At 69.6% G+C, this 25,542-nt stretch carries 22 protein-coding genes; 7 read left to right on the forward strand and 15 right to left on the reverse strand.

Going from position 1 to position 25,542, the window contains the following annotated elements:
* Positions 1-47: 47 nt before the first annotated feature.
* The 8 genes from ACFYWJ_RS26300 to ACFYWJ_RS26335 form a co-directional block, all read right to left on the reverse strand.
* The gene (locus ACFYWJ_RS26300; RefSeq protein WP_355279508.1) at positions 48-1,139 is read right to left on the reverse strand and encodes a hypothetical protein; all 1,092 of its coding nucleotides are present in this window, start codon (positions 1,137-1,139) and stop codon (positions 48-50) included.
* Positions 1,139-2,014, reverse strand: coding sequence for an enoyl-CoA hydratase (locus tag ACFYWJ_RS26305; RefSeq protein WP_355279511.1), 876 nt, complete (start codon positions 2,012-2,014; stop codon positions 1,139-1,141). The genes ACFYWJ_RS26300 and ACFYWJ_RS26305 overlap by 1 nt, the downstream gene beginning before the upstream one ends.
* Positions 2,015-2,016: 2 nt before the next feature.
* A complete protein-coding gene (locus tag ACFYWJ_RS26310; protein ID WP_355279514.1) occupies positions 2,017-3,513 on the reverse strand; it encodes an aldehyde dehydrogenase family protein in 1,497 nt (498 codons plus the stop codon).
* Positions 3,510-5,180: an AMP-binding protein gene (locus ACFYWJ_RS26315; protein WP_355279516.1), complete on the reverse strand. Its 1,671-nt coding sequence runs from the start codon at positions 5,178-5,180 to the stop codon at positions 3,510-3,512. The genes ACFYWJ_RS26310 and ACFYWJ_RS26315 overlap by 4 nt, the downstream gene beginning before the upstream one ends.
* 36 nt (positions 5,181-5,216) lie before the next feature.
* Positions 5,217-6,911, reverse strand: coding sequence for a thiamine pyrophosphate-requiring protein (locus ACFYWJ_RS26320; protein WP_355279519.1), 1,695 nt, complete (start codon positions 6,909-6,911; stop codon positions 5,217-5,219).
* A 32-nt stretch (positions 6,912-6,943) separates the two neighbouring features.
* A complete protein-coding gene (locus ACFYWJ_RS26325; protein WP_355279521.1) occupies positions 6,944-7,879 on the reverse strand; it encodes a TIGR03620 family F420-dependent LLM class oxidoreductase in 936 nt (311 codons plus the stop codon).
* Positions 7,880-7,984: 105 nt separating this feature from the next.
* Positions 7,985-9,181, reverse strand: coding sequence for an amidohydrolase family protein (locus tag ACFYWJ_RS26330; protein ID WP_355279524.1), 1,197 nt, complete (start codon positions 9,179-9,181; stop codon positions 7,985-7,987).
* Positions 9,182-9,209: 28 nt separating this feature from the next.
* Positions 9,210-9,659: a VOC family protein gene (locus tag ACFYWJ_RS26335; protein ID WP_355279526.1), complete on the reverse strand. Its 450-nt coding sequence runs from the start codon at positions 9,657-9,659 to the stop codon at positions 9,210-9,212.
* A gap of 436 nt (positions 9,660-10,095) precedes the next feature.
* Between ACFYWJ_RS26335 and ACFYWJ_RS26340 the strand changes: the two genes are divergently transcribed.
* Entirely contained in the window at positions 10,096-10,443 is a 348-nt protein-coding gene (locus ACFYWJ_RS26340) for an antibiotic biosynthesis monooxygenase (protein ID WP_355279529.1), read from the forward strand.
* 132 nt (positions 10,444-10,575) lie between these two features.
* A complete protein-coding gene (locus ACFYWJ_RS26345; protein ID WP_355279531.1) occupies positions 10,576-11,565 on the forward strand; it encodes an acryloyl-CoA reductase in 990 nt (329 codons plus the stop codon).
* A 136-nt stretch (positions 11,566-11,701) separates the two neighbouring features.
* Here ACFYWJ_RS26345 and ACFYWJ_RS26350 read toward each other — a convergent pair whose 3' ends face one another.
* From ACFYWJ_RS26350 to ACFYWJ_RS26375, 6 genes are all read right to left on the reverse strand, one after another.
* Positions 11,702-12,385 (reverse strand): helix-turn-helix domain-containing protein, encoded by a 684-nt coding sequence (locus ACFYWJ_RS26350; protein WP_355279533.1) that lies wholly within the window; start codon positions 12,383-12,385, stop codon positions 11,702-11,704.
* On the reverse strand, positions 12,382-13,434 hold the full coding sequence (locus ACFYWJ_RS26355) for a helix-turn-helix domain-containing protein (RefSeq protein ID WP_355279535.1): 1,053 nt from the start codon (positions 13,432-13,434) through the stop codon (positions 12,382-12,384). The genes ACFYWJ_RS26350 and ACFYWJ_RS26355 overlap by 4 nt, the downstream gene beginning before the upstream one ends.
* Entirely contained in the window at positions 13,419-14,099 is a 681-nt protein-coding gene (locus ACFYWJ_RS26360; RefSeq protein ID WP_355279537.1) for a TetR family transcriptional regulator, read from the reverse strand. The genes ACFYWJ_RS26355 and ACFYWJ_RS26360 overlap by 16 nt, the downstream gene beginning before the upstream one ends.
* A gap of 102 nt (positions 14,100-14,201) precedes the next feature.
* Positions 14,202-15,032, reverse strand: a complete 831-nt coding sequence (locus ACFYWJ_RS26365; protein ID WP_355279539.1) for an SDR family oxidoreductase — start codon at positions 15,030-15,032, stop codon at positions 14,202-14,204.
* 35 nt (positions 15,033-15,067) lie between these two features.
* Positions 15,068-17,035: an acetate--CoA ligase gene (gene acs, locus ACFYWJ_RS26370; protein WP_355279542.1), complete on the reverse strand. Its 1,968-nt coding sequence runs from the start codon at positions 17,033-17,035 to the stop codon at positions 15,068-15,070.
* Positions 17,036-17,065: 30 nt separating this feature from the next.
* Complete coding sequence (locus tag ACFYWJ_RS26375; RefSeq protein ID WP_355279545.1) at positions 17,066-18,055, reverse strand: alpha/beta hydrolase; 990 nt, start codon at positions 18,053-18,055, stop codon at positions 17,066-17,068.
* Between the two features lie 431 nt (positions 18,056-18,486).
* On the opposite strand from ACFYWJ_RS26375, the gene ACFYWJ_RS26380 reads away from it, so the two are divergent.
* Together ACFYWJ_RS26380 and ACFYWJ_RS26385 are read left to right on the forward strand one after the other, a co-directional pair.
* Positions 18,487-18,993, forward strand: coding sequence for a hypothetical protein (locus ACFYWJ_RS26380; protein ID WP_355279547.1), 507 nt, complete (start codon positions 18,487-18,489; stop codon positions 18,991-18,993).
* A gap of 137 nt (positions 18,994-19,130) precedes the next feature.
* Positions 19,131-20,036, forward strand: a complete 906-nt coding sequence (locus ACFYWJ_RS26385) for an SDR family oxidoreductase (RefSeq protein ID WP_355279550.1) — start codon at positions 19,131-19,133, stop codon at positions 20,034-20,036.
* A gap of 52 nt (positions 20,037-20,088) precedes the next feature.
* Here ACFYWJ_RS26385 and ACFYWJ_RS26390 read toward each other — a convergent pair whose 3' ends face one another.
* Complete coding sequence (locus ACFYWJ_RS26390; protein ID WP_355279553.1) at positions 20,089-20,625, reverse strand: glutathione peroxidase; 537 nt, start codon at positions 20,623-20,625, stop codon at positions 20,089-20,091.
* Between the two features lie 73 nt (positions 20,626-20,698).
* Here ACFYWJ_RS26390 and ACFYWJ_RS26395 point away from each other — a divergent pair, with 73 nt between their 5' ends.
* From ACFYWJ_RS26395 to ACFYWJ_RS26405, 3 genes are all read left to right on the forward strand, one after another.
* The gene (locus ACFYWJ_RS26395; RefSeq protein ID WP_355279558.1) at positions 20,699-21,286 is read left to right on the forward strand and encodes a TetR-like C-terminal domain-containing protein; all 588 of its coding nucleotides are present in this window, start codon (positions 20,699-20,701) and stop codon (positions 21,284-21,286) included.
* Between the two features lie 109 nt (positions 21,287-21,395).
* Positions 21,396-22,385 (forward strand): alpha/beta hydrolase, encoded by a 990-nt coding sequence (locus tag ACFYWJ_RS26400; protein ID WP_355279559.1) that lies wholly within the window; start codon positions 21,396-21,398, stop codon positions 22,383-22,385.
* A gap of 108 nt (positions 22,386-22,493) precedes the next feature.
* Positions 22,494-25,538, forward strand: a complete 3,045-nt coding sequence (locus tag ACFYWJ_RS26405; RefSeq protein ID WP_355279561.1) for a protein kinase — start codon at positions 22,494-22,496, stop codon at positions 25,536-25,538.
* Positions 25,539-25,542 lie beyond the last annotated feature (4 nt).

Here is a 25,542-nt window from a genome sequence, read left to right on the forward strand (position 1 = left end):
TTCCTTCCTGGGTGACCGGGCTTTCGGTCACCGACGTACGCCTCCGGTCACCCTCTCGAGGTGGTCGAGTCCGTGGTGGCGAGGACGAAGGCGGTGGTGCGATGGATCTCGGAGGCCACCAGGGCACCTGCCCAGCCGCCGGTGGCTTCCAGCGAATTCGCCATGGTGACCAGCGATCTCAGATGGCCGGACCGGGGCAGGTGACCGAACGCGAGATCACCGCCGCGCGGGTTCACCAGGTACTCGCTGATCCCGGTCTCCTTGATCCAGGCGACCGGCGTCACGGCGTACTGTTCGGGGACCTCGAGCTGATCGAGCGCGCCGAGCCCGAATCCGCTGGGGGCCAGCAGCTCGTCGAGGGCACGCGCGCTCAGTGGGGCGATGCCGAACTCGGCGCGGGCGCGGGTCGCGCAGACCGCGGACAGCCGGGCGCGGATCCGCAGTCCCAGCCGGATCGCGTTCGCTTCGCCGGCGAGGATGATCGCGCTCGCGCCGCGGGCCGGGTGCGCGGTGAACGCCGCGCCGTCGTCGACGAGGCGGCGCTTCGGTGTCCGATCCGCCCCGTCGCCGTCGGCGGATTCGGGTGCACGGAAGCGATCGGTCCCGTAACTGCCTGTGGTGGCGACGATCTCACCCGCGAAGTCCCCCGCGGCCGAGCATTCGGCGGATCGCGTACAGGACGAGCGGGCCCAGTCGGCCAGCTCGTCGGGGACGAGGTCCCACCAGGCCGCGACCACCCGCGCCATGTGCTGTTGCCGGTGCACCGCGGCGGCGCTGTCACCGTGATAGGAAGTGCCCGTGCCGAAGTCGGTCGCCGCGACGACCGCGATGACATCGGGATCCTGCTCGATCGCTCTGACCGCTTGCGTCATGCTCACCGCGCTGCTCATGCTCACCGTGGTCCGCAGCCCGAGCGGCGGTGGTTCGAAGATCCAGCCCGCCTCGCCGACCGGTGATCCCGTGGACAGGCAGCGAGGATCGGCGAGGAACAGCCGGGTGAGCTCCGAGCGCTGCAGACAGGTTCTGCGCAGCAGCGCCTCGATCACGTCCTCGGTGAGCCTGCCGGGAGTCTCCGGCAGGTCCGGCAGGTCCGGGACGACACCGGACCTGCCCGCGTCGACGAGCACGACGCCGGTCATCACGGCCTCTTCGGCGCCGGGCCGGACCCCACCCCGGTCTCGGCCGCGAACGCCCGCTCCAGGAAGGCCGGATCGATCGGCAGTCCGTGCAGCTGCTGGTTGTGGCTGTGACAGAGCTGGTGGTAGGCGAACGAGGTCTGCATCGCGGTGGCCCGGCCCTGGTTGTCCTGCGCGACATTGACCGACTCCTTCGCCAATTTCAGTGCGAAGAGCGGCTTTTCGGCGATGCGCTCCGCGAGCCGCAGTGTGAACGACGACAGCTCGTCGAGCGGCACCACATGATTGACCATGCCCAGCCGGTGGACCTCGGCGGCGGTGAGGAAGTCGGAGGTGAACAGCATCTCCTTCGCCTTCCGCACGCCGACCTCGTAGGGGTGCTGGAAGAACTCCGCGCCGGACACCCCCATCGCGACGGTGTTGTCCTGGAACAGCGCGCCCTCGGCGGCCACGATCAGATCGCAGGGCCACACGAGCATGAGACCACCGGCGATGACCTTGCCCTGCACGGCCGCGATGGTCGGTTTCGGGAGGTTGCGCCACCGTTCGGACAGGCCGAGGTACATCTCCTTCTCGATCGCCATCCGCGATTCGGCCCCGGCGCAACCGAAGCCGCACCAGGTGCCGATCCGCCGGTGCTCGGACACCACCCGCAACCCGTCCCCGTCGCGCAGATCGTGGCCTGCCGAGAAGTGCGGGCCGTTCGCCGCGAGGATGATCACGCTGATCGAATCATCCTGCGCGGCGAGGTCGAACGCGTCGTTGAGCTCGTAGAGCAGCTGCATGCTCTGCGCGTTGCGTGCCTGCGCGCGGTCGAGCACGATGCGGGCGACCTTGTCGGCCGGGCGCTCGTACCGAATGGTCTCGAACTCGGGCAAGGTCACTCCTGCCCGTCGGGACGCCCCAGCCGGGCGACCGTGTCGGCGGTGGCCGCGGCGGCAGCGGCCGCGACGCCCGCGACGCGCTCGGGCGTCAGCGGCGGCACGAGCGCGCCGGCCAGACCGGTGGGCAGATCGTGCTGGGCGACGGCCCGCTGGTGGGAGAACGTGTCGAAGCCGGCTTTGCCGTGGTAGGCGCCCGACCCGCTCATGCCGACACCACCGAACGGCACGGCGTGGTTGCTGTAGGCCAGCCCGAAGTCGTTGCGCGACACCCCGCCCGACGTGGTCTGGACCAGGAAGCGCTGGAAGTCGGCGGTGTCGGCGCCGTACCAGTAGGCCGCCAGCGGATGCTCGCCCGCGCGGATGTGGGCGATGGCCTCGTCGACCTCGGTGTAGGTGTGCACCACCAGCACCGGGCCGAAGATCTCCTCGGTGTTGATCTGCGCGTCGGCCGGGGTGTCGAGCAGCAGCGTCGGCGGGATGCGGCGCGTGGTCGGGTCGGGTACCCGGTCCTGCTCCGCGTCCGGCACGAGGACGACCTCCACCGCACCCTTGGCCTTCGCCTCCGCGACGAGTCCGGTGACGCGGGTGTAGTTCGCGTCGTTCACCACCGAGACGACGTCGGGATTGTCGGCGAAGGTCGGGAAATGCGTGTGGACCGCCGCGCGGTAGGCCGCGACGAAGGCGTCCCGGCTCGATTCGGGCACGAAGACGTAGTCCGGGGCCAGGCACACCTGGCCGTTGTTGAACAGGCGAGCGGGGGCGATGCGGGCGGCGGCCTCGGCGACGTCGGCATCGGGAGCGACGACCACGGGATTCTTGCCGCCGAGCTCGAGCGTCACCGGCACCAGGTTCCGGCCCGCGGCGGTGGCGACGAGGCGCCCCACCTTCGGCGAGCCGGTGAAGAAGAGGTGGTCGAACCGCAGATCGGAGAAGGCGGCGGCGGTCGCCAGCCCGCCGTTGACGACCACGACCTCCTCGGGGCTCAGCCGGGACGCCACCGCGCGGGCGAACACCGCGCCGGTGCGCGGCGTCAAGTCGGAGAACTTGATCATCACCCGATTGCCGGCCGCGAGCGCTTCCACCGCGGGGGCGAACACGAGCACGAGCGGGAAGTTCCACGGTCCGATCACGCCGACCACGCCCTTGGGCCGGTTCTGCACGAAGGCCGGGATCACACCACCCATCGCGGCCGGAACCTCGGTGGGGGCCATCCACGCCTCGAGGTGCGCACGGGTGTCGGCGATTCCCGGCAGGGCGCCGAGGATGTCGACCTCCATCGAGGTGGTCACCGGACGACTGCCGAAGTCGGCGTCCAGCGCCTCGGCGAGTTCCTGCCGGTGTTCCAGGACGGCGGCGACCAGGCGATCGATCCGATCGCGCCGGGTCGCGGCGTCGGGGATCGGGTCCAGGGCGTGCGCGGCGCGCTGCGCGTCGAGCAGGCGCTGCAATTCCGCGGGCGTGACGTCGACGATCGGTGCGGTGGTCATGGTCATTTGCTGGGTTCCTTCTGTGCGGGCGCGTACTGCGCGGCGATCTGTCCGGCCCACCGGTAGTCGGCCTTGCCCGCCGGACTGCGCAGGACCTGGTCCACGCGGACGATGGCTTTGGGCAGCTTGTATCTGGCGAGCCGTTGTTCGGCGCCGACCAGCAGTTCCTGGTCGGTCGGGTCGTGGCCGGGGACGAGTTGTACGACGGCGACGATCTCGGTGCCCCAGCGCTCGCTCGGCCGCCCGGCGACGACGACATCGCGAATCGCGGGGTGGGCGATCAGGGCGTCCTCGACCTCCTCGGCGAAGACCTTCTCGCCGCCGGAGTTGATCGTCACCGAGTCGCGGCCGAGCAGTTCGATCCCACCGTCGGCCCGGTGCTTGGCCCGGTCGCCGGGCAGGGCCATGCGATAGCCCTCGATGGTGGGGAAGGTGCGCTCGGTCTTGGCCCGGTCGCCGAGGTAGCCGAGCGGGATGGCGCCGTGCCGGGCCAGCCAGCCGGTCGCCGGGTCACCGGGCGCCAGGATCCGGCGCTGATCCTCGTCCACCACGCAGGTTCCCGGTGCCGCGGTGAAGACACCCGAGGTCGCCGGGGCCGCGCTGGTGCTCACGTTGGTCAGCTGCGATCCGGTCTCCGACGAGCCGGCGACATCGGCGATGGCGACGTGCGGCAGCAGCCGCAGGATGCGGTCCTTGACCGAGGCGCTGGTGACGGCACCGCCGACGCCGACCAGTTGCAGGGAGCGCCCGTGGTACCCGCCGCGATCGAACTCGTCGCACAGCGGCGTCGCGAACGCGTTGCCCACCAGGTTCATCAGCTGCACGCCCTCGCGGTCGATCACCTCCCAGACCGAGGCCGGGTCCAGCCGGTCGACCACGTCGGGGAACACGACCGTGCCACCGGTCAGGAACCCCGCCAGGGCGATCCATTGCGCGGCCGCGTGCATGAGCGGCGGCAGCGGCAGCACCACCCGGGGTTCGGCGGCGGCCATCAGGGCCACGCCCTCGGCGAGCGAGTCCACCTCGAACGCGCCCGCGGGCATGAACGCCGCCAGTGCGCTCTCGAGGATGTCGGCTTGAGTCCACAGGGTGCCCTTGGGCATTCCGGTGGTGCCGCCGGTGTAGACCAGGTAGAGGTCGTCGGGGTCCGGCTCGGTCCGCGGCGGATCGGCGCTGGCGGCCGCGAGGGCCTCCTCGTAGTCGAGCGCGCCGGGCAGCAGCGCGTTGCCCGATTCGTCGGCCACCTGGAGCAGCAGGATCGGCGGCTCACGCAGCGCGCCGAGCACCGCGGCGAGGGTCGGCGCGAACCGGGCGTGGTAGATGATCGCGCGCGCGGACGCGTCGTCGAGCAGATAGGTGAGCTCGGCTTCGACGTAGCGGTAGTTGACGTTCAACGCCGTCGCGCGCGCCGCCGCGGCGCCCAGCATCCCCTCGACGTACTCGTTGCCGTTGTACAGGTACAGCGCGACGTGGTCCTGGCCGGACTCCCACTCCCGCAGGTCGGCCCGCTCGCGGTGCGCGGTGATCCCGTGCGACAGCAGGATGTTCGCGAGCCGGTCGACCCGCCCGGCCACCTCGCGGTAGGTGAGCCGTCGGTCCCGGAACACGAGGCAGTCGCGGTCCGGTGTCGCCGCGGCGACACCCGCGAACAGCGCGGCATGGTTGTAACGCATCAGATCTCCATCAGGGTGAGCTGTGACGGTCGGTCGTCACTTGCAGCGGATGTCGAGCAGGGCCTGACGTCCTTCGTCGCGCACGACCCGCAGCGCCTCTTTGATCGCGCCCTCGAGTTCGCTGCGGCGATGGACCGTCACGCCGTGGCCACCCGAGGCCCGGCAGTAGGCCGCCAGATCCGGCGAGGGGGCGAGATTGGAGAAGCGGTCCTCGCCGGTGGTGGCCGCGGTGCCGTCGGGATAGACGAGGTAGGTCGCCATGTCGACGGCGGTCCAGTTGCTGTTGTTGGCCACGATGGTCAGCACCGGCAGCTCGTGCTTGGCGGCCGCGTGATGGCAGGCCGCCGGGTTGGCGAACATGTAGGCGCCGTCGCCGAGGGTGGCGACGACGGTGCGGTCCCGTGCGGCGTACTTGGCGCCGAGGGCGGCGGGCAGGCCCCAGCCCAGGCCACCCGACGCGGGCAGGAAGTAGTACGTCCCCGGCTCGGTCCGGCCGAGCAGCTCGGGGTAGGACACGTATTCGTTGAACACGATGTCGTCGTCGTCGAGCAGTCCACCCAGGACCGCGGAGATCACCGCCGTGGTGATGATCTCCTCGTCCCCCTGGGCGAGTTCGGTGTCGCGCAGGGTGTCGACGGCCGCGCGATTCGCCGCGGCGACAGCCCGGATCTGTTCGGCGCGCGCCGGATCGATGCCCGACACCCGGGTCTCGAGCGCCTCGATCAGCCGGGTCAGGAACGCGACCGGGGTGGCGGTGACGTTGAGGTCGGACCGATGCGACCGCATCGGATAGGTGGTGAACAGGGGGTCGACACCGACCTGGGCGATGAAGCACTCCGCGGACGGCGCCGTGCGCGCCTGGATCCACGGGACGTCGCACTCCACGAACACGACGACATCGGCCCGCTCGAGCACGGGCGTGACGTCGGAGCCGAGGCGATGCGGATGATCGGACGGAATGTTCAGGTACCTGGCCCACGGGTCCGCGACACCGATCGAGAACCGGGTGGCGCAGTCGGCGAGCAGCCCGACGGATGCGGGCTCCGCGCCGGCCGCCGCCGCCACGATGACCGGGAACTCGGCCGCGACGAGCTTGTCGGCGAGCGCCTCGATGGCGGCCGGGTCGGGCTGCACGGCCGTCGGGACCGGTGTCGGCGCCTGCACCGCGGTCGGCGCGTCCGCCGCCTCGGCGAGCACCTCGCGCGGCAGCGACAGGTACACGGGACCACGCGGATGCGCGGCCGCCACGCTCACGGCACGGTCGACGACGGCCTCGACCTGGCGCGGATCACGCAATTCGTAGTCCCACTTGACGAACTCGCGCACCATGCTCGCCTGGTCGAACATCTCCTGGGACCAGTGGATCGGCAGGTCACGCGCGCCGGTGGCGCCGAACTCGAGGATCGGCGACCGGCCTGCGGTGACCAGCAGCGGCACCCGATCGCGCGCGGCGTTGGCGACCGAGCACACCGCGTTCCCCGTGCCGACGTTGACGTGCAGCATCAGCGCCTGCGGACGGCCGGTCACCAACGCGGCGCCGTGGGCCATCCCGCCGGCGAGGTTCTCGTGGGCGCACAGGACCGGAATCGGCAGTGCGGGACCGTCTTCCTGCTTGTTGTCGGCGTAGGCCTCGACGATCGGCGCGAAATCGGTTCCCGCGTTGACGAAGAACCACTCGATGCCTTGCTCGGCGAGTGCGGTGAGGTAGCGGGTAGCTGCGGTGTGCGGCATGGAGTGCTTTCTGTTCGGTGCGGCAAGGGAAGTCAGGGAACGGAGCGGGTGCGGAGCGCGGGAACGATCGAGGCCAGGTCGCGCCACCGGTCGACGGGCAGGACCCGCACATCGGGGGTGTGGACCTGCACGCAGACGTGGTCGGCGCCGGCGTCGAGGTGGGCCTGCATCCGTGCCGCGATCCGGTCGAGCGAGCCCCAGGCGACGATCGCGTCGACGAGCCGGTCGCTTCCGCCGCCGCCCAGGTCGTCATCGCCCCAGCCCAGCCGCCGGAGGTTGTTGGTGTAGTTGGGCAAGGCCAGGTACCGGCTCATGAAGCCGCGCGCGGCGTGCCGCGCCACGGCGGGGTCGGTCTCGAACACGACGGTCTGGGCCGGTGCGAGCAGCGCGGCGGGCCCGAGCGTCTCGCGGGCGGCGGCGGTGTGCTCGACGGGGACGAAGTAGGTGTGCGCGCCCATCCCACGCTCGGCGGCCAGGCGCAGCATGCGCGGTCCGAGCGCGGCCAGCACCCGCCGGGGCGCGACCGGTGCGGCCGCGCCCCAGAAGGCGCCCTCGTCCATCCGGTCGAGGTAGTCGACCATCGTGCTGTACGGCTTGCTGCCGTAGCTGCCTCGATGAGCGCCGTCCACCATCGGCTGATGACTCACCCCGATGCCCAGCAGGAACCGGCCGGGAAAGGCCTCGCTCAGCGTCCGCCAGCCCGCGTTCATCGTCATCGCGGTCCGGGCGTGCAGGCTCGCGACACCGGTGGCCACGGTCATCCGGGTGGCCGCCGACAGGAGCAGCGCGGCATTGGCGAACGGCTCACGCGCCACCGCTTCGGGCACCCACAGCGCGCCGATGCCCAGTTCCTCGAGTTCGGCGACCGCCTCCCCGGCACGGGCCATCGGCTGCACGTCGAGCTGATAGGACCAGATGCCGAGGGGCCCGAGAGGGAGTGGGGACGTCTCGTGCGCACGGTGCTTCATCGCGACCTCTGGATGTGTTCGGCCGGTACGAGACCGGGTGGCGGTACAGCGATTTCGAGAGGGTTCACCGGCGGCACCCGACCGGGTGCCGCCGGTGCGCCGAGGTCAGGGCAGCAGCCACTCGGCGTTGGTCCGGAAGAACTTCGTCGTGATCTCCTCGCCCAGCGGCTCGAGCTTGGCGAGCATCCGGTTCATCGAGTCCTTGGTGCCTTCGACATGCGGATAGTCGGTCGAATAGCAATAGACGTCGGCGAAGAACGGGTCGTCCTGGAAATACCGGTCGACGGGCTCGAAATTGAAGGGCGAGACCCGCACGTTCCTGGCGATGTACTCCGACGGCTTCAGCGAGAATTTCGCGGCGGCCGCGCCGGGGAACACGTCCACGTACATGTCCATCCGCCGCGCGGCCGGGGCGACCCAGTGCGCACCGACTTCGAGCAGACCGACGCGCAGCCGGGGGAACCGTTCGAACACCCCGCCCAGCACCATGGTGGACAGGTAGTTGTCGATCGCCATGTGGATCGTCGAGAACATCTGGATGGTGTTGTTCGGGATCTCCGGCGACTGGAACAGATCCTGGAAGGTCTCGGCGAGTGCCCACCGCGGGTCCAGGAACGCGAACTCGGTCCCGATGTGGAGCGTCACCGGAATATCGGCCGCCTCGAACAATCCCCAGAACGGGTCGAGCGAGGAGTGCGCGGGCGAGACCCCGCCCGGCGGCTCGTCGGCCTGCACGTAGACCGCGCGGACCCCGGACTCGATCAATTTCTTCGCCGTGTCGAGCATTTCGTTCAGGTCACGGCTGGTGGGGACGATCCCGACCATCCGGATCCGGCCACCCGCCTGGACCGGATCGCTCATCACCCAGTCGTTGTAGGCGCGCAGGTAGCTGCTGGCGAATTCCGGCCGCGTCAGCCCCTCGAGCATCGAGACGTCCCCACCGAATCGCTGCTCGAATCCGAGGTCGTCCATGCCGCCGACCATCATGGCCGCGATCGCGAGAGTCGGAAACACCAGCTGGCGTTCGATTCCCATCACGTCCAGCACCTCGACCCGTCGGCCGAGATCGACCGCGCTCGGCGCCGAGGGGCCCTTGATCTGCCAGATGTCGTCGGGATCGATCGGCCGGACATCGCCCTGGATGCTCGGCTGGTGCATATTGGTCGGGGTCGGGTCCGGACGCAACTGGTCGGTGACCTCGAGAATCTTGCCCATGATCCGGCCGGGCTGGCCCAGCACATCGCTGAGCAGGTGGCCCGGGATCATCTCGTGGCTGTCGACGTCGTGTGCGAGAAGCTTCATTGCAACCTCTGGGTTCGTCGGAAGTGAGCTAGGAAGTGAGGGTCTCGATCTCGAGCGGCTTCAGGTAGCCGACGAAGTCGTCGTTCGTGCGCCAGTCGTATTCCGGCACCTCGCAATAGATTTCGATGGCGTTGTGATCGGGGTCGTAGATGTAGAGACTCCGCGTCATGCCGTGATCGAAGGTGGCCTCGATGGTGACGCCCTTGTCCTGCAGGTACCGGTGCATCCGCACCAGTTCCTCCTGGCTGTCCACGACGAGCGCGAAATGCAGCAGTCCGGCCTGGTCTTCCTTCGGCAGCTCGGCCTCGTCGCTCACCTTGAACACCCCGATGTCGTGGTGGTAATCGGAGAAGCGGAAGAAGACCGCGATCGGCGATTCCGACGAGATCTTCATGCCGAGAATCCCGGCATAGAACTCCTTGGCCACGTCCAGGTCGCGCATCTTCAGCACCACATGGCCGACACGATTGATTCCCATATTCGCCTCCAGCGACGTCGAGCCCACCGATTTCACATCCGGAACGCCAGGGGCACCGGGTGTAGCCGCGGGCGCCGCGCTGATCAGTAGGCGATAGATTGATCTAGTCGCCTCAGCGTATGTCCCTTCTCACACCTCGTCAACCCTCGACAACCGACGAAACCCGAGCTCGGACAACGGAGCCCAGCGCCGATGGCATGACACCGCAACCCCGGGGCCGCGGCATCATCCACCTGACCCCAGTGAATCCGCCCCGCGACGTGCGCCACACCCGCCATTGCGTGTCCGCTGTGGTCGTCATCGCCGACAAACGGCGGTGGAGGCAGGCCACCTGCGCAGGTAGAAGGGCGATCGACCGACATTGACGCCACCGGAGCGGGTTGCCTACGCTCCGAATAGATCGGTTTATTCACAGAGAGAGAAGAGGGTGCCCACCATGGGTGAGATCCAGATCGTTGCCACCTTTCCCGAGATCGCCGCGGCGAACCTGGACGAGTTCACGAAACGCGCCGAGGAAGCCGCGGCGGCGGCCCGGGACGAAGCGGGGACCCTTCGGTACGACTGGTTCCTGAGCGAGGACGGAACCAGATGCGTGGTCGAGGAGAAGTACACGAACTCCGCCGCCGTCCTGGTCCACCTGGGGAATGTCGGTGCCACGGTCGGCTCGCTGGCCGAACTCGGCGGGGGCCTCGTCGTCGAGGTCTTCGGCGAGCTGTCGCCGGATGTCCGCAAGGTGCTTGCCCCGTCGGTACGCACCTTCTACTCGCACCTCACCGGCAGGTAGCCGGTCGTGTTGACGCACAACCACCCGCCACCTAAGCTCGTTCTAGATCAATCTATCTAGTGCATCGGGCCACCGGCTTACCGTGGCCGAGCCAGTCAGGAGACAGCGCCTTGCGCACACCAGGAGAACGTCATGTCTGAGTCCTTCCAAGCCTTTGTCGTCGAAAAGAACGCCGCCGGGTTCAGCGCCGGGGTGCAGCACCTGGCCCTCGACGACCTGCCCGCGGGCGATGTCACCATCCGCGTGCGGTATTCGAGCATCAACTACAAGGACGGTCTGGCCTGCCTCCCGGAGAGTCCGGTGGTCGGCTCGTACCCGATGGTGCCGGGCATCGACCTCGCCGGCACCGTGGTCGAATCGAGCGACCCGCGATTCACCGCCGGTCAGGAAGTCCTCGCCATCGGCCGCGCCCTGGGCATGTCGCATTTCGGCGGGTTCGCGGAATACGCGCGGGTGTCCGGCGATTGGGTGGAGCCGCTGCCGCCCGGCCTCACGGTGAAGGAGGCGATGGCGCTGGGCACGGCGGGTTTCACGGCGGGCCTGGCGATTCAGCGGCTCGAGGACAACGGGCTGACCCCGGCGAAGGGCCGGGTGCTGGTGACGGGTGCCACCGGCGGCGTCGGCAGCACCGCGGTGAACATGCTCGCCGGCCTCGGGTACGACGTGTCGGCCAGCACGGGCAAGACCGAGGAACACGACTATCTGCGCGACCTCGGCGCCACGCAGATCCTCGGTCGCGACGAGGTCTCCGCCGCGGGCGCGCCGCTGGACGCCGAACTCTGGGCCGCCGGCATCGATCCGGTGGGCGGCGACACCCTCGCGTATCTGCTGCGCACCACCAGCTACGGCGGTTCGGTGGCGAACTGCGGGATGACCGGCGGCATCGCGCTGAGTTCCACTGTCGCGCCGTTCATTCTGCGCGGGGTCAACCTGCTCGGGATCGACTCCGTCCAGTGCCCGGAGGACGTGCGCGCCGCGGTGTGGCTGCGCCTCGGCACCGACCTCAAGCCCAAGAACCTGTCGGAGAGCATCGCGCACGAAGTCGGCCTGGACGACATCCCCGCGCTCACCGCCGACATTCTCGCCGGCAAGATCAGAGGCCGGACGATCGTGCGACTGTGATCGCCGGATCGCCCACCGGCACCACCCACGGCTCGGGGCCCACCATCGCTCGATGGTGGGCCCCGAGCCGTTTCGCCAGGTCGGCGGCATCGATGCCGCGGTGTCCCCCGACGGCGACTTCCCGCCCCGGGGACGTTCAGCAGGGCCGCGACCGGTGGCCGGTGAACACCGCGGACTTCGCGCTGTACACGTCGTCGACGTCCATGGGCGCGACGGCCAGCGGCGGCCGGGCGGCGCCGTCGGCGCGCACGCCGTCCAGGAGGATGCCCGAATAGCGCCGCCAGAGTTCGGGATTCACCGGCGCGGCGAATCTCGCCACCGCAGCGACCATGGTGACCATGGCGAAGAGATCGGAGGCGGCGAATCCGGGCCGCACCACGCCCTCGGCGACGGCCCTGTCGATCAATCGCAGCACCACCGGCTCGATCCGCTCGCGCACCGCGACGAAACGCTCTGTGACATCCGGAAATTCGAGCATCACTTCGCCGAGGCCGCGATCGGTCGCCAGCTGCTCGCAGTACCACTCGAAGAGGCCGGACAGGCCACGCCAGGTGTCGGGATCGGCCGCGGCGGCCTCGGTCGCCTCGGCCATCTCGGTGACAGCCCGGGTGAGCACCGCGCCCATCAGCTCCTGCTTGTTCGCGAAGCGCCGGTAGACGGTGCCGACACCGACCCCGGCGGCCTCGGCCACTTCGTCGAGGGTCACCGTGAGGCCGCGCGCGGCGAACAGGACGCGGGCGGCCTGGAGGATCCGCGCCAGGTTGCGGGCGGCATCGGCGCGCAGGGACCGCCGCCCGGACGCGGTGTCGGCGGGTTTCACCGAACGGCACCGACCACGGACCGCGTCACCACCCGAGACTGCTCGACCGCCATCGTGATCCGCCACAGCGTCAGGGTGGTGCTCGCGCGCGCGTAGCCGTCGTGGCTGAGCAGGGTGTAGCCCAGTTGCCGCTCCAGCCAGTCGATCCGCTGACGCATGGTCGAGTGGTGCAGGTTCTGCCTGCGCGCGGCCTCGCGAATACTGCTGTGCGCGAGCACCGTCTCCAGCGTCGAGACGACCCACGGCCGTTGGGCCTGCAACTCCCCCACCCGCTGGACGTCGGGCGCGCGGGCGGCGGTATCGGCGTCGACGATCTCCACGATGGTGGCGATGCTGCCCAGCGACTCGTAGCGCACGTGGGTGGGCTCGCCGGTGGCGATGTCGACCGCGATGCGCAGCGCGGTGCAGGCGTGCTGCCACCGCGCGCAGACCTCGGCCGCCGCGCAGGTGACGGTCCCGGCGGCGATTCCGGCGGGGAGGGCGTTCGCGGGCAAAGGCGCGGGGAACAGATGGATCTGGTAGTCGTCGACGACCAGACCCGGTGGCATGGACTGCGCGTCGGCCACGTGGGTGGCCACGACGGTCACGGTCGACCCGAGGCCCAGCCGGCGCACGGAGCTCTCGCGGGTGGCGGGCGCGACACCGGGATCGCAGGCGAGGCGCGTCGCGGTCACCGCCGGGGCGGTATCGCGGCTCTTCTTGACCGCGTGCAGGCTGCGGCCGAACCGTTCCAGGATCAGATCGTCCAGTGGCCGCGGCGGGCCGTCGCGGTCCAGCCAGACGGTGGTGCCTTCGAATTGGGCGACCTGCCGGGTGGCGGGCGCGATGTCGAGATCCGGCAGGGCGCGACCGGTCGCGTCGACGCCGACGCGCACGCCGCGCTCAGGGTCGGCGAGCCCCACCGGGCAGTCGGCCAGTGCCGCGGCGGCCCGCACCATGGCCAGCGCCGAGGACCGCTGATCGACCAGCGTGTCGAAATGCTCGATCACCCGCAGCGCCGCGGCCGCGCCACCATCGATGGCGCTGAGCTTGACTATCCATTCCCGCACGAACAATCTCCTCGTTGAGTGCCCCCCGGGTTGACGCCGTCGGCCGCCCCGTCCCCCGTCGACGCGCCGTGCGTCGCGGGAAACAGCCGCGCCACCGCGGCGACTATCGCCGCGCGGCGTGCCGCCGGCGACGCGTCCCGGACGTGCCCGGGACCCAGGCCGGCCAAGCCGGCGAGGTTCGGTTGCCACGCCCAGGCGATGGCGATCTCGTTGACGAGCACCAGGATGTCGATCGGATCCCACGCGGGATCCAGCTGCCCGGCGGCTTGCGCTCGTCGCAGTTCCTCCACATCGCGCCGCACCACGCCCTGGAACAGCTCACCGGACACGCCGTCGCCCGTGACGTCGAGGCGACCCCAGTGCATCAGCCGCAGCCGTTGGGGATGCTCGGTGAAGTAGTCGTGCAGCTGACCGGCGTAGCCGGGCAGGTCGGTCGCGTCCAGGGCGGCGGCACGCGTCATCGTGGCCAGCTCGCGCTCCGCGACGAACCGGTAGAGCTCCTGCTTGCTCCGGAAGTAGGCGTACAGGCGCTCCTTGCTGGTCTGTGCCCGGCGCGCGATCCGCTCGATGCGAGCACCCGCCACGCCGTACTCGGCGAACTCGTCGGTCGCCGCGGTGACGATGCGATCGCGGGTGGTGTCGAGGGTTGCGGAAGTAGTGGCCACGGTCACAGTATACACCGCACCAAACAGTTTGGTTTGGGCATCGGCAACAGTCTGCTATCGCTCGGTTCATCGCGTGGACCAGCGACGATGACGAGACCGTCACTAAGCGGAGGCCGGGTACGTCCCTTCGCGCAGCATCCACGGCGCCGGATCCGGCCCGTGCCTGCCGTCGAACTCACTGAACGCGAACGCGCGCTCGACCTCGTCGTGGACACGGGCGACCAGCGGCGCCCACTCCCGGCGCGTGACGATCAGGAACCGCCGGTCCCGCATCGCCTCGACCACCAGCTCACCGACGCGATCGGGATCGATCACCGGCACGCGCCGCGCACCGATCCACTCCCCCGGCTCGTCGCCCGGCGCCGTCGGCGGGCTCGCGCACAACAGGGACACCCCGATATCGGTGCCACGCAGTTCGTCGCGCAACACCATGGAGAATCCGACGCTGGCGAAATGGGCGGAGGCGTCCGCGCCGACCCGGCTCATCGGCACGAGCCCGGCCATGGAGGCGATGGTGGTGATGTGCGCACGGCCACCGCGGCGCTTGAACCGCGGCAGCAGGGTCGAGACACCGATGAACTGGGCATCGATAGTGACCCGGTGCACCCGCTGCCACCTCGCCAGCGAGGTTCGATCGACCGGTCCGCCCGCGCTGACCCCGGCGGCGTTGCACAGGATCGAGATCGGACCGAGCGCCGCTTCGGCCCGATCCACGGCGGCGGCCCACTGCCGTGGATCGGTCACGTCGAGGTCGACGGCGGTGACCGCACCCCCGCCGGCGGCCAGCCGGCCGGCGGCATCGGCGAGCGACGAGCCGGGGTCGTCGGCGAGCGCGACTCGGGCGCCCAGGGCGACGAGCGCCTTGGCGACGCCGAGACCGACGCCGGATGCCGCGCCGGTGACGAACGCCGTTTCTCCTGCGGGCCACACCATGGTGTTCTCCTCTCCGCACCGTGTCCGGAAACCGATTACCGCACCGGCGACACCCCGGACGCGGAAGCGCGCTGGATGGCGTCGAAGACCGCCGGGTCGACCAGGGTGGACGTATCGCCGAGTTCCCTGCCTTCGGCGACGTCCCGGAGCAGACGGCGCATGATCTTGCCGGATCGGGTCTTGGGCAACTCCGGCACGACGGTGATCTCGCGCGGCTTGGCGATCGGTGAGATCTCCAGTGCCACTTGCGTACGCAGTTCGCTGACCAGGCGTTCCCCGGCGTCCTCGAAGCCGGTGCGCACAACGACGAAGGCCACGATCGCCTGCCCGGTGGTGTCGTCGGCGGTCCCGACGACCGCGGCCTCGGCGACCGCCGGGTGACTCACCAGCGCGGATTCGACCTCGGCGGTGGAGATCCGGTGTCCGGAGACGTTCATGACGTCGTCGATGCGGCCCAGCACGTGCAGGGCGCCCGCGTCGTCGTAGCGCGCACCGTCACCGGCGAAGTACCAACCCCGATCGGCGAACCGTGACCAGTAGGTGTCGCGATACCGCTCGTCGTCACCCCAGATGCCGCGCAGCATCGACGGCCACGGCTGGTCGAGGACCAGATAGCCGGCCTCGCCGGGGGCCACCGGGTCGCCGTTGTCGTCGACCACCGCGGCGCCGATACCGGGCAGGGCCGCCATGGCCGCGCCCGGTATGGCCGTCGTGACACCCGGCAGCGGCGAGATCATCACGGCCCCTGTCTCGGTCTGCCACCAGGTGTCGACGATCGGGCAGCGGCCTCCGCCGATGACCTCGTGGAACCACCGCCAGGCTTCGGGATTGATCGGTTCGCCGACCGAGCCGAGCAGCCGCAGCGAACCCAGATCGTGCCCGTCCGGGATCTCGCGGCCCCACTTCATGAAGGTGCGGATCAAGGTCGGCGCGATGTAATAGGTGGTGACACCGTACTTTTCGATGATCTCGAAGTGCCGGTGCTCGTCCGGGGTGTTGGGCGTGCCCTCGTAGAGCACCGTGGTGGCGCCGTTGGCCAGCGGCCCGTACACGAGATAGGAGTGCCCGGTGATCCAGCCGATGTCCGCCCCGCACCAGAAGACATCGCTGCCCGCTTTGTGGTCGAACACGTAGTGGAAGGTGTAGGCGGCCTGGGTCAGATAGCCGCCGGAGGAATGCACGATGCCCTTGGGCTGCCCGGTCGTTCCCGAGGTGTAGAGCAGGAACAGCGGGTGCTCGGCGGCGAACGCCGCGGGCTCGTGGATGTCGTCCGCGATCCCGACGGTCTCGTCCCACCAGACATCACGGCCCTCGACCCAGGGCAGCGCCGGATCGTGTCCGGTCCGCCGCACGACGAGCACCCGCTCGACCGAGGGAGCCGCGTCGGATCCGCTGCCGAGAGCGGTATCGACGTTGGCTTTCAACGCGACCGGGTGGCCACGTCGGTGTTGCCCGTCGGTGGTGATGACGAGTTTGGCCCCGGCATCGTCGATCCGGGAGCGCAACGCCCCGGCCGAGAAACCGGCGAACACCACCGAGTGGGTCAGCCCGAGCCGGGCGCAGGCCAGCATCGAGACGATCGCCTCGGGCACCATCGGCAGGTAGATCGCCACCCGGTCACCGGCGGTCAGGCCGATCGAGGTGAAGTAGTTGGCGGCCCGGCTCACCTCGGCGAGCAACTGCCGATAGGTCAGGTCACGGGAGTCGCCGGGTTCGCCGACCCAGTGGATCGCCACCCGCTCGCCCTTCCCGGCGGCGACGTGCCGGTCGAGGCAGTTGACCGACACGTTCAGGGTCCCGTCGGCGAACCACCGCGCGAACGGCGCGCCCGACCAGTCCAGGACGTCGGTGAACTCGGTCGCCCAGTCCAGGCGCCGGGCCTGCTCGGCCCAGAAGCCGAGCCGATCAGCCGCCGCCCGGTCGTAGAGCGTCGCGTCGGCATTCGCTTGCGCGGCAAAGGCTTCGGACGGTGCGTACACCGCCGGTGTCGCGTCGTCGGTCATCGATGAATGTGGTCCCACGATCCGGCCCGCTCAGCGTTCCAGCGCACGACGGATGAATTCGTCGCGCGCGGCGAGCGAGGCCTGCGACAGCGCGGGCTGGCGTATCCCGATGTCGAATCCGTGGAATCCACCGCCCCAGACATGCAGGTCGACGCTGACACCGGCCTGGGACAGCCGCTGGGCGTAGTCGACGGCCTCGTCGCGGAAGCCCTCGGCCGAGCCGACATCGATGAACGTGCGGGGCAGACCGGCCAGATCCGTGGCGCGCGCTGGTGCCGCGTAGGGACTGACATCGTCGGTGCCGCGGCGGTCGCCGAGCAGCGCGGTCCAGGCCCACAGGTTCTCGTTGCGATCCCACGCGCCTTCGCCGTCGAGCATCTGCGCGCTGTGGGTCTGCAATCGGTCGTCGAGCATCGGGCACCCCAGGATCTGGTGCGACAGCGCGGGAAAACCGCGATCGCGGGCCAGCAAGGCGACACCCGCGGCGAGGTTGCCGCCACCGCTGAACCCGATCGCGATCATGTGCTCGGCATCGACGTCCAGCTCCTCCGCGTGCTGGGCGACCCAGCGTAGGCCCGCATAGCAGTCCTCGACCGGTACCGGGTAGGGATGCTCGGGGGCCAGCCGGTATTCGATCGACGCCACGACCGCTTTGCCCTCGGCGACGTAGGGCAGCATCTCGGCGAGCGCGCTGTACCGGTTGCCCGCGACGACACCGCCGCCGTGGATGTAGTAGAGCACCGGCCACGGACCGGTCCCGGTGGTCGGCGTGAGCACGGCCAGCTCCAGCTCGCCGTCGGGTCCGGGAACCGTGTGCTCGTCGACCCGGACCGCGCCGCCCGCGGTGAAGTCGGGCATGGGCTGACCGGGCAGGCCGGTGGTCGACAGTTCGCGGACCGCGTCCAGCGTGTCGGTGCTCAGCCAGGGCACCAGGGAGCGAAAGGCCTGCAGCGGAGCGACCAGCTCGGCGTCGAACGGAGGCCGGACGGGGGTGCCGGTGAACGGGGTGGTGTAGGTCATGCCGACCATTCAATCCCCGGGTCGAGCACGGTCGTAGCCACCAAACGACGTGAACACCGCCCGAAACATCCGCCAGTTGGCGGGCCGGCGGGCGATCGGCGGCGGCAACCCGCCAGTCGGCGGCGAATCGATCCGGAACTCCGGGTCATCGGCGGGACCGAGCCCGGCGTCCCGCGGCGCAGGATCGAAGGACAGGCACTACCAGACCGCGTCTTCTCGCCGTCGCACCGTTGACGAAGCGAGAAAGCGCGAATCACCCTCGAGATTAGATAGATCAATCTAGACTTGACGTGCCGACGCATCGCGGACGGCCAGCACATGCGTACCTACTGAACACGCCGCCGAGCCGGCGGCCGCAGTCGGTGACGCAATCCTCGCGGACCGACCGGGGTTCCCGTTCGGTGGCGAGTTCAGTGGAAAGGAAACACACGATGGAAAAGTTCACGCTGCCGGAGATGGAAGCGCTGCTCGCCGTGCACGAGGCGGCCGAGTTCGAGCTCGATCTCGATGCCACCATGGAGACCCTGGTGGAGAACCCCATCTACGAGCTGCCGACGCTCGGCTGGCATATCGAAGGCCGGGCGGCGGTCCGCGAAACGTATCAGCGCATGCTGCCCGGCGGCGAGAAGCGAAACATCTGGGCCGACAAGCGGGTCCACGCGATCAGCGAGAACACGCTGTGTCGTGAGGCGTACGTGTATTTCGACACCGACGAGGGACGCAAAACCGGCCGGTACATTGCGGTGATCGTCTTCTCGGGCAATCGCATCCTCGGCGAACGGATGTTCATGGACAGCACCTTCGCCAAGGCGATGACCGAAATCCTCGGCCCCGACTTCGGCGACGTGCCCGGCGTCTCCCGGCTCGAGGACATGAGCCCGCCGCCCGTGCCGCGCCTGGACCGCGCGGCCGTCCACGCCGCCAACCCCAACCACTGATCGCACCCGGCTTTCCCGTCTCCCCTGTGCAACAACCGAGACGGGAAAGCCGGCACCGCCATCTGGCGGATATTCCCGCGACAATCGCGACGTTCGGTGGCTACGAGCCGTTCTCGCCGGCGGATTGACTGAATCCCATGACTCAGATTCTGCCGAATCAGGAACACGGGACGGTATGGCCCGCAGGCGCAGCGGCTTTCATCACGGGTGGTGCGTCCGGGATAGGGCTCGGCATCGCCCGAGCCCTCGTCGCGGCGGGTGCGAAAGTCGCGCTCGCCGATATCGACGCAGCGCGACTCGCCCACGCCGCCGAGGAGCTGACCAGCGCCGGCGGCGTGGTCACCACGGTGCAGCTCGATATCGGCGACGCCGAGGCGTGGCAAGCTGCCGTGGATGCCGCGGAGGAAACACTCGGACCGATCTCGATCCTGTGCAACAACGCCGGCGTCAACGCTTTCGGCACGATCGCACGAACTCCGCTCGACATCTTCCGCTGGATCCAGCGGATCAATGTCGAGGCACAGTTCATCGGCGTCACGACCTTTCTTCCGCGTTTCACCGGACGCGGTGGGCGCGCGCATATCGTCAATACCGCGTCCATGGCGGGCCTGATGCCGATGGCGAATGTCGGGGCCTATACCACCTCGAAATTCGCCAGTGTCGGTTTCTCGATGGTGTTGCGCGAGGAACTGCGCGACACCGACGTCGATGTCTCGGTGCTGTGTCCCGGCACGGTGGCCACCAACCTGGTCGAAACCGCCGCGGCGGCCGAAACCGGGCTCGGTCACGAGCCCGACCCCGCCGTGCTCGCGCACAGCGGCGCGATGATCGCCCGGGGCGCCGATCCCGACCGAGTCGGCGCGCAGGTCGTCGAGGCGATGCAAGCCAGGCAGTTCATGATCGTGACCCATCGCGAATGGGGCGCGGTCGTGGCGGAGGTACATCGCGAGGTCGAGCAGGCGTTCACGGAATTCGACGGCCGCCACGGGGCCGACCCGGCGGGACAGATGGCGGCCGCGGGGAACAATCCCGTCACGGCCTGACGCGAAACGCGGTGCGGGTCGAGGCGCACACGATGGGCCTCGACCCGCGCTGTCAGTTCAGGAGTCCCGCGATATCGGATTTGATCTGTTCCGGCGTCACGGTCGATTCGTATCGGCGGATCACCGCGCCGTCGCGACCGACGAGGAATTTCGTGAAGTTCCATTTCACTTCATCGGTGCCGAGCGCTTCCGGGCGGGTGGCCTCGATATGCGTGTACAGCGGACCGGCGGAGGGGCCGAAATCGCCCGGTGCTTCCGCGCGGAGATAGGTGAACAGCGGGTCCGCCTCGGGACCGTTCACGTCGACCTTGCCGAACACCGGGAAGGTGACGCCGTAACTCGTGGAGCAGAATTCCTGGATCTCGGCGTCGGCCCCCGGTTCCTGGCCACCGAATTGGTTGCACGGGAATCCGAGGATCTCCAGCCCGCGCTCCCGGCTGTCCTTGTACAGCGCTTCCAATCCTTCGTATTGCGGCGTGAAGCCACACTTGCTTGCCACATTGACGATGAGCACCACGCGGCCGTTGTAGTCGTCGAGCGAACGCTGTTCCCCGTCCGCGGTGGCGACCGAGAATTTGTGAATTGTCATACGGCCAAGGGTATTTCAGGGCCCGTATTTATGCAACGCCCCCCGTGACATATTTGCTGCCTATACTGCCGTGATGACATCGCCCCGGCCGCGCGGCCGTCCTCGCGACACCACCGTCGACGAGCGCGTACTCGACGCCGCGGTCGAGGAACTGGCCGACAAGGGCATCGCGGAGTTCAGCATCACGGCGGTGGCCGCCCGCGCCCGCGCCGCCAAGCGCAGCATCTACGCGCGCTGGCCCCAGCGCGAGGACCTCATCCTGGCGGCGATGTCGACGCTGGCGGCCGGGCTGGTGCCGCCGCACACCGGAACGATCAGCGGCGACCTGACGGTCCTGCTCGACCAGATCGCGGCCGTGTTCGTCGAGCCGCGACTGACCATCCTGCAGCGCTGTACGGCGGAGATCGCCGAGTACCCGGACATGTACGCCGCTTTCAAACGGGACTCGATCGATCGCTGTCTCGCGGCGATCGAGGACGCGCTGCGCGACGCCGTCACCCGCGGTGAGGTCCGGGGCGACATCGATGCCACCGTCGTCGCCGAGACCATCACCGGCGCGCTGATGCTGCGAGCCGCCCACCCGCCCAGCGGCCTGCCTGCCGAGCGGCGCCAGGACCTCGTCCGTCTCGTCCTCGACGGCGCGCGGCCACGCGACCGCTGAACCGCGACGCGGACCGCCGTTTGTCGGTGATCGGGACGGGAGCTGCGCCGCCTTGGCGGCTGTGGCGTACCACACAGAACCGGTTCACTGAATGCCGAAGGAGGCGTTCATGACTCAGAACCCATTCTCGTTCGGACCTACCACGGTGCGGCCGCCCTACGATCCCGAATTGATCCCCGGCCTCACCGCGATCCGATCCGCCACCCCGGCGCTCAGCGACGACACCCTCGAGCTGATGCGGTCGATCACCAAGGGGGCGATACCGGGGCAAGATCCCGTCGATCTCACCGCGGGTGGCCGGGTCCGGGTGGAGGAGCTGACGATCACGACCGGCGAGACCGAACTCGCCGTGACCGTGCTCAGTCCCACCGAGGGACAGGGCCCGTGGCCGCTGATCTATTACGTGCACGGCGGCGGGATGGTCGCCGGCGGGCGTCATCTGAGCCTGGGCGACCACCTCGAGCATGTGGCGGAGGGCCGCGCCGTCCTGGCCTCGATCGAATACCGGCTGGCGCCCGAATTCCCCGATCCCGTGCCGGTCACCGACTGCTACGACGGCCTGCGCTGGTGTGCCGACAACGCCGAGCGCTTGCGCATCGACCCGTCGCACATCGTCGTGACCGGCACCAGCGCCGGTGGCGGGCTGGCCGCCGGCGCCACGCTGATGGCCCGTGACAAGGGCTACCCCCGGGTGACCCACCAGGTGCTGGTCTGCCCGATGCTCGACGACCGGTTCGAGACCCACAGCTCGACCATGCTCGACGACGACGGGACCTGGGACCGCAACGGCAATCTGTACGGCTGGACCGCCCTGCTCGGCGAGCGGCGCGGCACCGAGGACGTCTCGTACTACGCGGCGCCCGCGCGCGCGAAAGACCTGTCCGGCCTGCCCCGCACGTTCATCGACGTCGGCTCTGCGGAAGGCTTCCGCGACGAGGCGGTCGACTACGCGACGAACCTGAGCCAGGCCGGGGTGAGTGTCGACCTGCACATGTGGGGCGGCGGCTTCCACGGCTTCGACAACGTCCCGACCGCGGCCGTGGCGCAGGCCGCGTCCTCGGCCCGGACGCAATTCATCCGCCGCGCGCTGGCGCGCTGACGACAGCGGCGCCGCCATGATCGACTGTGCCGTCGGCTGAGGTTCGCCGACGGCACAGTCCACCAGCCGGGATATCCTGACTCTGTCCCTGGTAGATCCGAGTAGCCGATGGCCGACAGCGATCCGTCCCGAACACAGCGTGATGCCGGGTTCGATGTCATCACGGAGCTGAGCACTGCCGGTTTCGAGGACGCCGAGGAGATCGGGCGGGGCGGGTTCGGCGCGGTCTACCGGTGCAGGCAGGTCGGTGTCGAGCGCACGGTCGCGGTGAAGGTGATCACCGAGGAACTCGACGACAATCACGACCGGTTCCTGCGCGAACAGCAGGCGATGGGACAGCTGACCGGACATCCGAACATCGTGTCCCTGCTGGTGGTCGGCACCACCGAGCACGGTCACCCGTATTTGGTCATGCCCTACTACGAACGCGGCTCGATCCAGCAGTGCCTGCACCGTGACGGCCCGCTCCCGCTCCGGGACGTGCTCCACCTCGGCGTGAAACTCGCGGGCGCGCTCGAGACCGCCCATCGCACCGGCATTCTGCACCGCGACATCAAACCGGCGAACATCCTGCTGACCGACTACGACGAACCCGCGCTGACCGATTTCGGCATCGCCCACATGACCGGCGGATTCGAGACGACGACCGGAGTCATCACCGGTTCCCCGGCCTTCACCGCTCCCGAGGTCCTCACCGGGGACGCGCCCAGCCGGGCCGCCGATGTCTACAGCCTGGGGGCCACCCTGTTCTGCGTGCTGACCGGGCACGCGGCCTTCGAGCGGCGCAGCGGGGAACAGCTGGTCGCGCAATTCCTGCGGATCACCGAGCAACCCGCTCCCCCGCTGCGCGGCAGCGGTTTTCCCGACGACGTGTGCGCCGTCATCGAGGACGCGATGGCACGGGATCCCGCCGATCGGCCCGACGCCGCGACGATGGGCGAGCGGCTTCGCGAGGCGCAGCGCAGCCACGGTTTCCCGGTCGACCGGATGCCGGTGCGGTCCGAACCCGGATCCGCGCCGGCCGCGCCACCCGAAACCCCCGCGGATCACGACGGCGGGAACCTGCCGATCGAGTTGACCAGTTTCGTCGGGCGCCGGACCGAGCTGGCCGAGGTCACGCAGTTGCTGGCGCGGTCGTCCCTGGTGACGCTCACCGGGATCGGCGGAGTCGGGAAGTCACGGCTCGCCCTCCATGTCGCGCATGAGGTGATGGGAGATTTCGCCGACGGCGTGTGGCTGGTGGAGCTGGGTGAGGTGCGCGATCCGGCCCTGCTGGTCGACGTGGTCGCCGGCGCTCTCGGGCTGCGGGGCAGAGGGGCCGGACCGACCGTCGACGTGCTGGCGGGCTATCTGTCCGCCCGTCGTCTGCTGCTGGTGCTGGACAACTGCGAGCAGGTGATCGACGCCGTCACGTCGCTGACCGAAACCCTGCTCGGCGCCTGCCCGCACCTGCGGATCCTGGCGACCAGCCGCGAAGCGCTCGACATCGGCGGCGAAGCGGTGCTCGCGGTGCCACCACTCACGATTCCCGACCCGGCGCTCGCGCCGACACCGAGCACCGCCGGGGACAGCGCCCTGGCGTTGTTCGCCGAACGAGCCGCCGCGGCGGTGCCCGGTTTCGGCATCGCCGAGAGCAACCGGGCCTGCGTGACCCGGATCTGTGCCCGCCTCGACGGGCTCCCGCTGGCGATCGAACTCGCCGCGGCTCGGCTCCGGACCCTGTCGCCGGAGCAGATCTTGTCCCGGCTCGACGATCGCTACGGCCTGTTGACGCGCGGCCGCCGTGGTGCCCCGCTGCGGCAGCAGACACTGCGCTGGTGCATCGGCTGGAGCTACGACCTGTGCACGCCGGACGAGCAGCGCTGGTGGCGCCGGTTGTCGGTGTTCGCCGGCGGCTTCGAGCTCGACGCCGCGGCCCGGCTCTGTGGCGACGATCCGGCCGCCGCGGACATGCTCGACGCGGTCTCCGGGTTGGTCGACAAGTCGATCGTGATCCGCGAAGACCTCGGTGCCACGGTGCGGTTCCGGATGCTGGAGACCGTCGGGGAGTACGGCAGGCAGCGGGCCCAGGACAGCGGTGAGTACGCGGAATGGTCACGGCGACACCGTGAGTGGGCTCTCGACCTGGTGCTGCGCGCGGAGACGGAGTGGATCGGCCCGGACCAGCTCACGTGGGTCGCCCGGCTCGAGCGCGAACTGCCCAATGTGCGCACCGCGCTGGAATCCGCCGTCGCCGAGGCGAACGAGACCGCGGTGCGGATGACCAACGCCCTCTATCCCTTCTGGATGATGCGGGGGCGCCTCAGCGAAGGCCGCCGCTGGTCTGCCCGGTCGCTGGCCACTCCGTCGACCGGTACGCCGCTCGTCGAACAGGCCAAGGCGCTGCACGCCGCCGTGGCGATGGCGGTGTTGCAACGCGACTTCACCGAAGCCACCGACAGACTCGCCCAGCTCCGGCAGCTGGCCGAGCAGTCCACCGACCCGCTGGTCGGCGCCTTGCACGCGCACGCCGAGGGCAGCGCCGTGCTCATGACCGCCGACGCCGATCCGGCGCGCGCCGACGAGCTGCTGACCGGCGCCCTCGCGACCTACACCGCGCTGGGCGAACTCAGCATGCGATTGGACGTGCTGATCTCCCTGGGGTGGTCGTGTGTTCTGCTCGGTGACGCGGCCAGAGCGACCGACTGTTTCGACCAGGTGCTCACCACCACCGAGGCCGCGGGCGAAACGATGCTCCTGTCGTGGGCATTGGCGGCGGCGGGGTATGTCGCCTGGCGCGGAGCGGCGACCTACCGCGCGGTTGACCTGTTGGAGAAGGGGATTCGAGCGGCCCGGCAGGTGCCGGACCCTTTGGTCGCCGCCGCCTGCGTGGAAGAGCTGGCGTGGATCACTGCCGAGCGCGACCGGCACCGGCGCGCGACAGTGCTGATGGGAGCGGCGGACTCGCTGGCCGGTGTCACCGGCAGCTCCCCGTTCGTCTTCCCCGCGCTCCTGCGCCACCGCACGGACTGCGAGCTCGCCTGCCGGGACGCGCTGAGCTCGCGGGTATTCGAGACGAGCCTGCGCCGTGGCGCGGCGATGACCTTCGACGCCGCGGTCGAGTACGCGCTCGGCGAGCGCGCCACCGCTCCGACATCGCGACGACACGAATAGCCGC

This window comes from Nocardia sp. NPDC003269 (genome assembly GCF_042888005.1).
Classification (GTDB): domain Bacteria; phylum Actinomycetota; class Actinomycetes; order Mycobacteriales; family Mycobacteriaceae; genus Nocardia.

Coding starts and splice junctions, on each gene's coding strand:
- ACFYWJ_RS26300 (WP_355279508.1), bottom strand. CDS start 1,139: ATGACCGGCGTCGTGCTCGTCGACGCGGGCAGGTCCGGTGTCGTCCCG.
- ACFYWJ_RS26310 (WP_355279514.1), bottom strand. CDS start 3,513: ATGACCATGACCACCGCACCGATCGTCGACGTCACGCCCGCGGAATTG.
- ACFYWJ_RS26315 (WP_355279516.1), bottom strand. CDS start 5,180: ATGCGTTACAACCATGCCGCGCTGTTCGCGGGTGTCGCCGCGGCGACA.
- ACFYWJ_RS26320 (WP_355279519.1), bottom strand. CDS start 6,911: ATGCCGCACACCGCAGCTACCCGCTACCTCACCGCACTCGCCGAGCAA.
- ACFYWJ_RS26325 (WP_355279521.1), bottom strand. CDS start 7,879: ATGAAGCACCGTGCGCACGAGACGTCCCCACTCCCTCTCGGGCCCCTC.
- ACFYWJ_RS26330 (WP_355279524.1), bottom strand. CDS start 9,181: ATGAAGCTTCTCGCACACGACGTCGACAGCCACGAGATGATCCCGGGC.
- ACFYWJ_RS26335 (WP_355279526.1), bottom strand. CDS start 9,659: ATGGGAATCAATCGTGTCGGCCATGTGGTGCTGAAGATGCGCGACCTG.
- ACFYWJ_RS26340 (WP_355279529.1), top strand. CDS start 10,096: ATGGGTGAGATCCAGATCGTTGCCACCTTTCCCGAGATCGCCGCGGCG.
- ACFYWJ_RS26345 (WP_355279531.1), top strand. CDS start 10,576: ATGTCTGAGTCCTTCCAAGCCTTTGTCGTCGAAAAGAACGCCGCCGGG.
- ACFYWJ_RS26365 (WP_355279539.1), bottom strand. CDS start 15,032: ATGGTGTGGCCCGCAGGAGAAACGGCGTTCGTCACCGGCGCGGCATCC.
- acs (WP_355279542.1), bottom strand. CDS start 17,035: ATGACCGACGACGCGACACCGGCGGTGTACGCACCGTCCGAAGCCTTT.
- ACFYWJ_RS26375 (WP_355279545.1), bottom strand. CDS start 18,055: ATGACCTACACCACCCCGTTCACCGGCACCCCCGTCCGGCCTCCGTTC.
- ACFYWJ_RS26380 (WP_355279547.1), top strand. CDS start 18,487: ATGGAAAAGTTCACGCTGCCGGAGATGGAAGCGCTGCTCGCCGTGCAC.
- ACFYWJ_RS26385 (WP_355279550.1), top strand. CDS start 19,131: ATGACTCAGATTCTGCCGAATCAGGAACACGGGACGGTATGGCCCGCA.
- ACFYWJ_RS26390 (WP_355279553.1), bottom strand. CDS start 20,625: ATGACAATTCACAAATTCTCGGTCGCCACCGCGGACGGGGAACAGCGT.
- ACFYWJ_RS26395 (WP_355279558.1), top strand. CDS start 20,699: ATGACATCGCCCCGGCCGCGCGGCCGTCCTCGCGACACCACCGTCGAC.
- ACFYWJ_RS26400 (WP_355279559.1), top strand. CDS start 21,396: ATGACTCAGAACCCATTCTCGTTCGGACCTACCACGGTGCGGCCGCCC.
- ACFYWJ_RS26405 (WP_355279561.1), top strand. CDS start 22,494: ATGGCCGACAGCGATCCGTCCCGAACACAGCGTGATGCCGGGTTCGAT.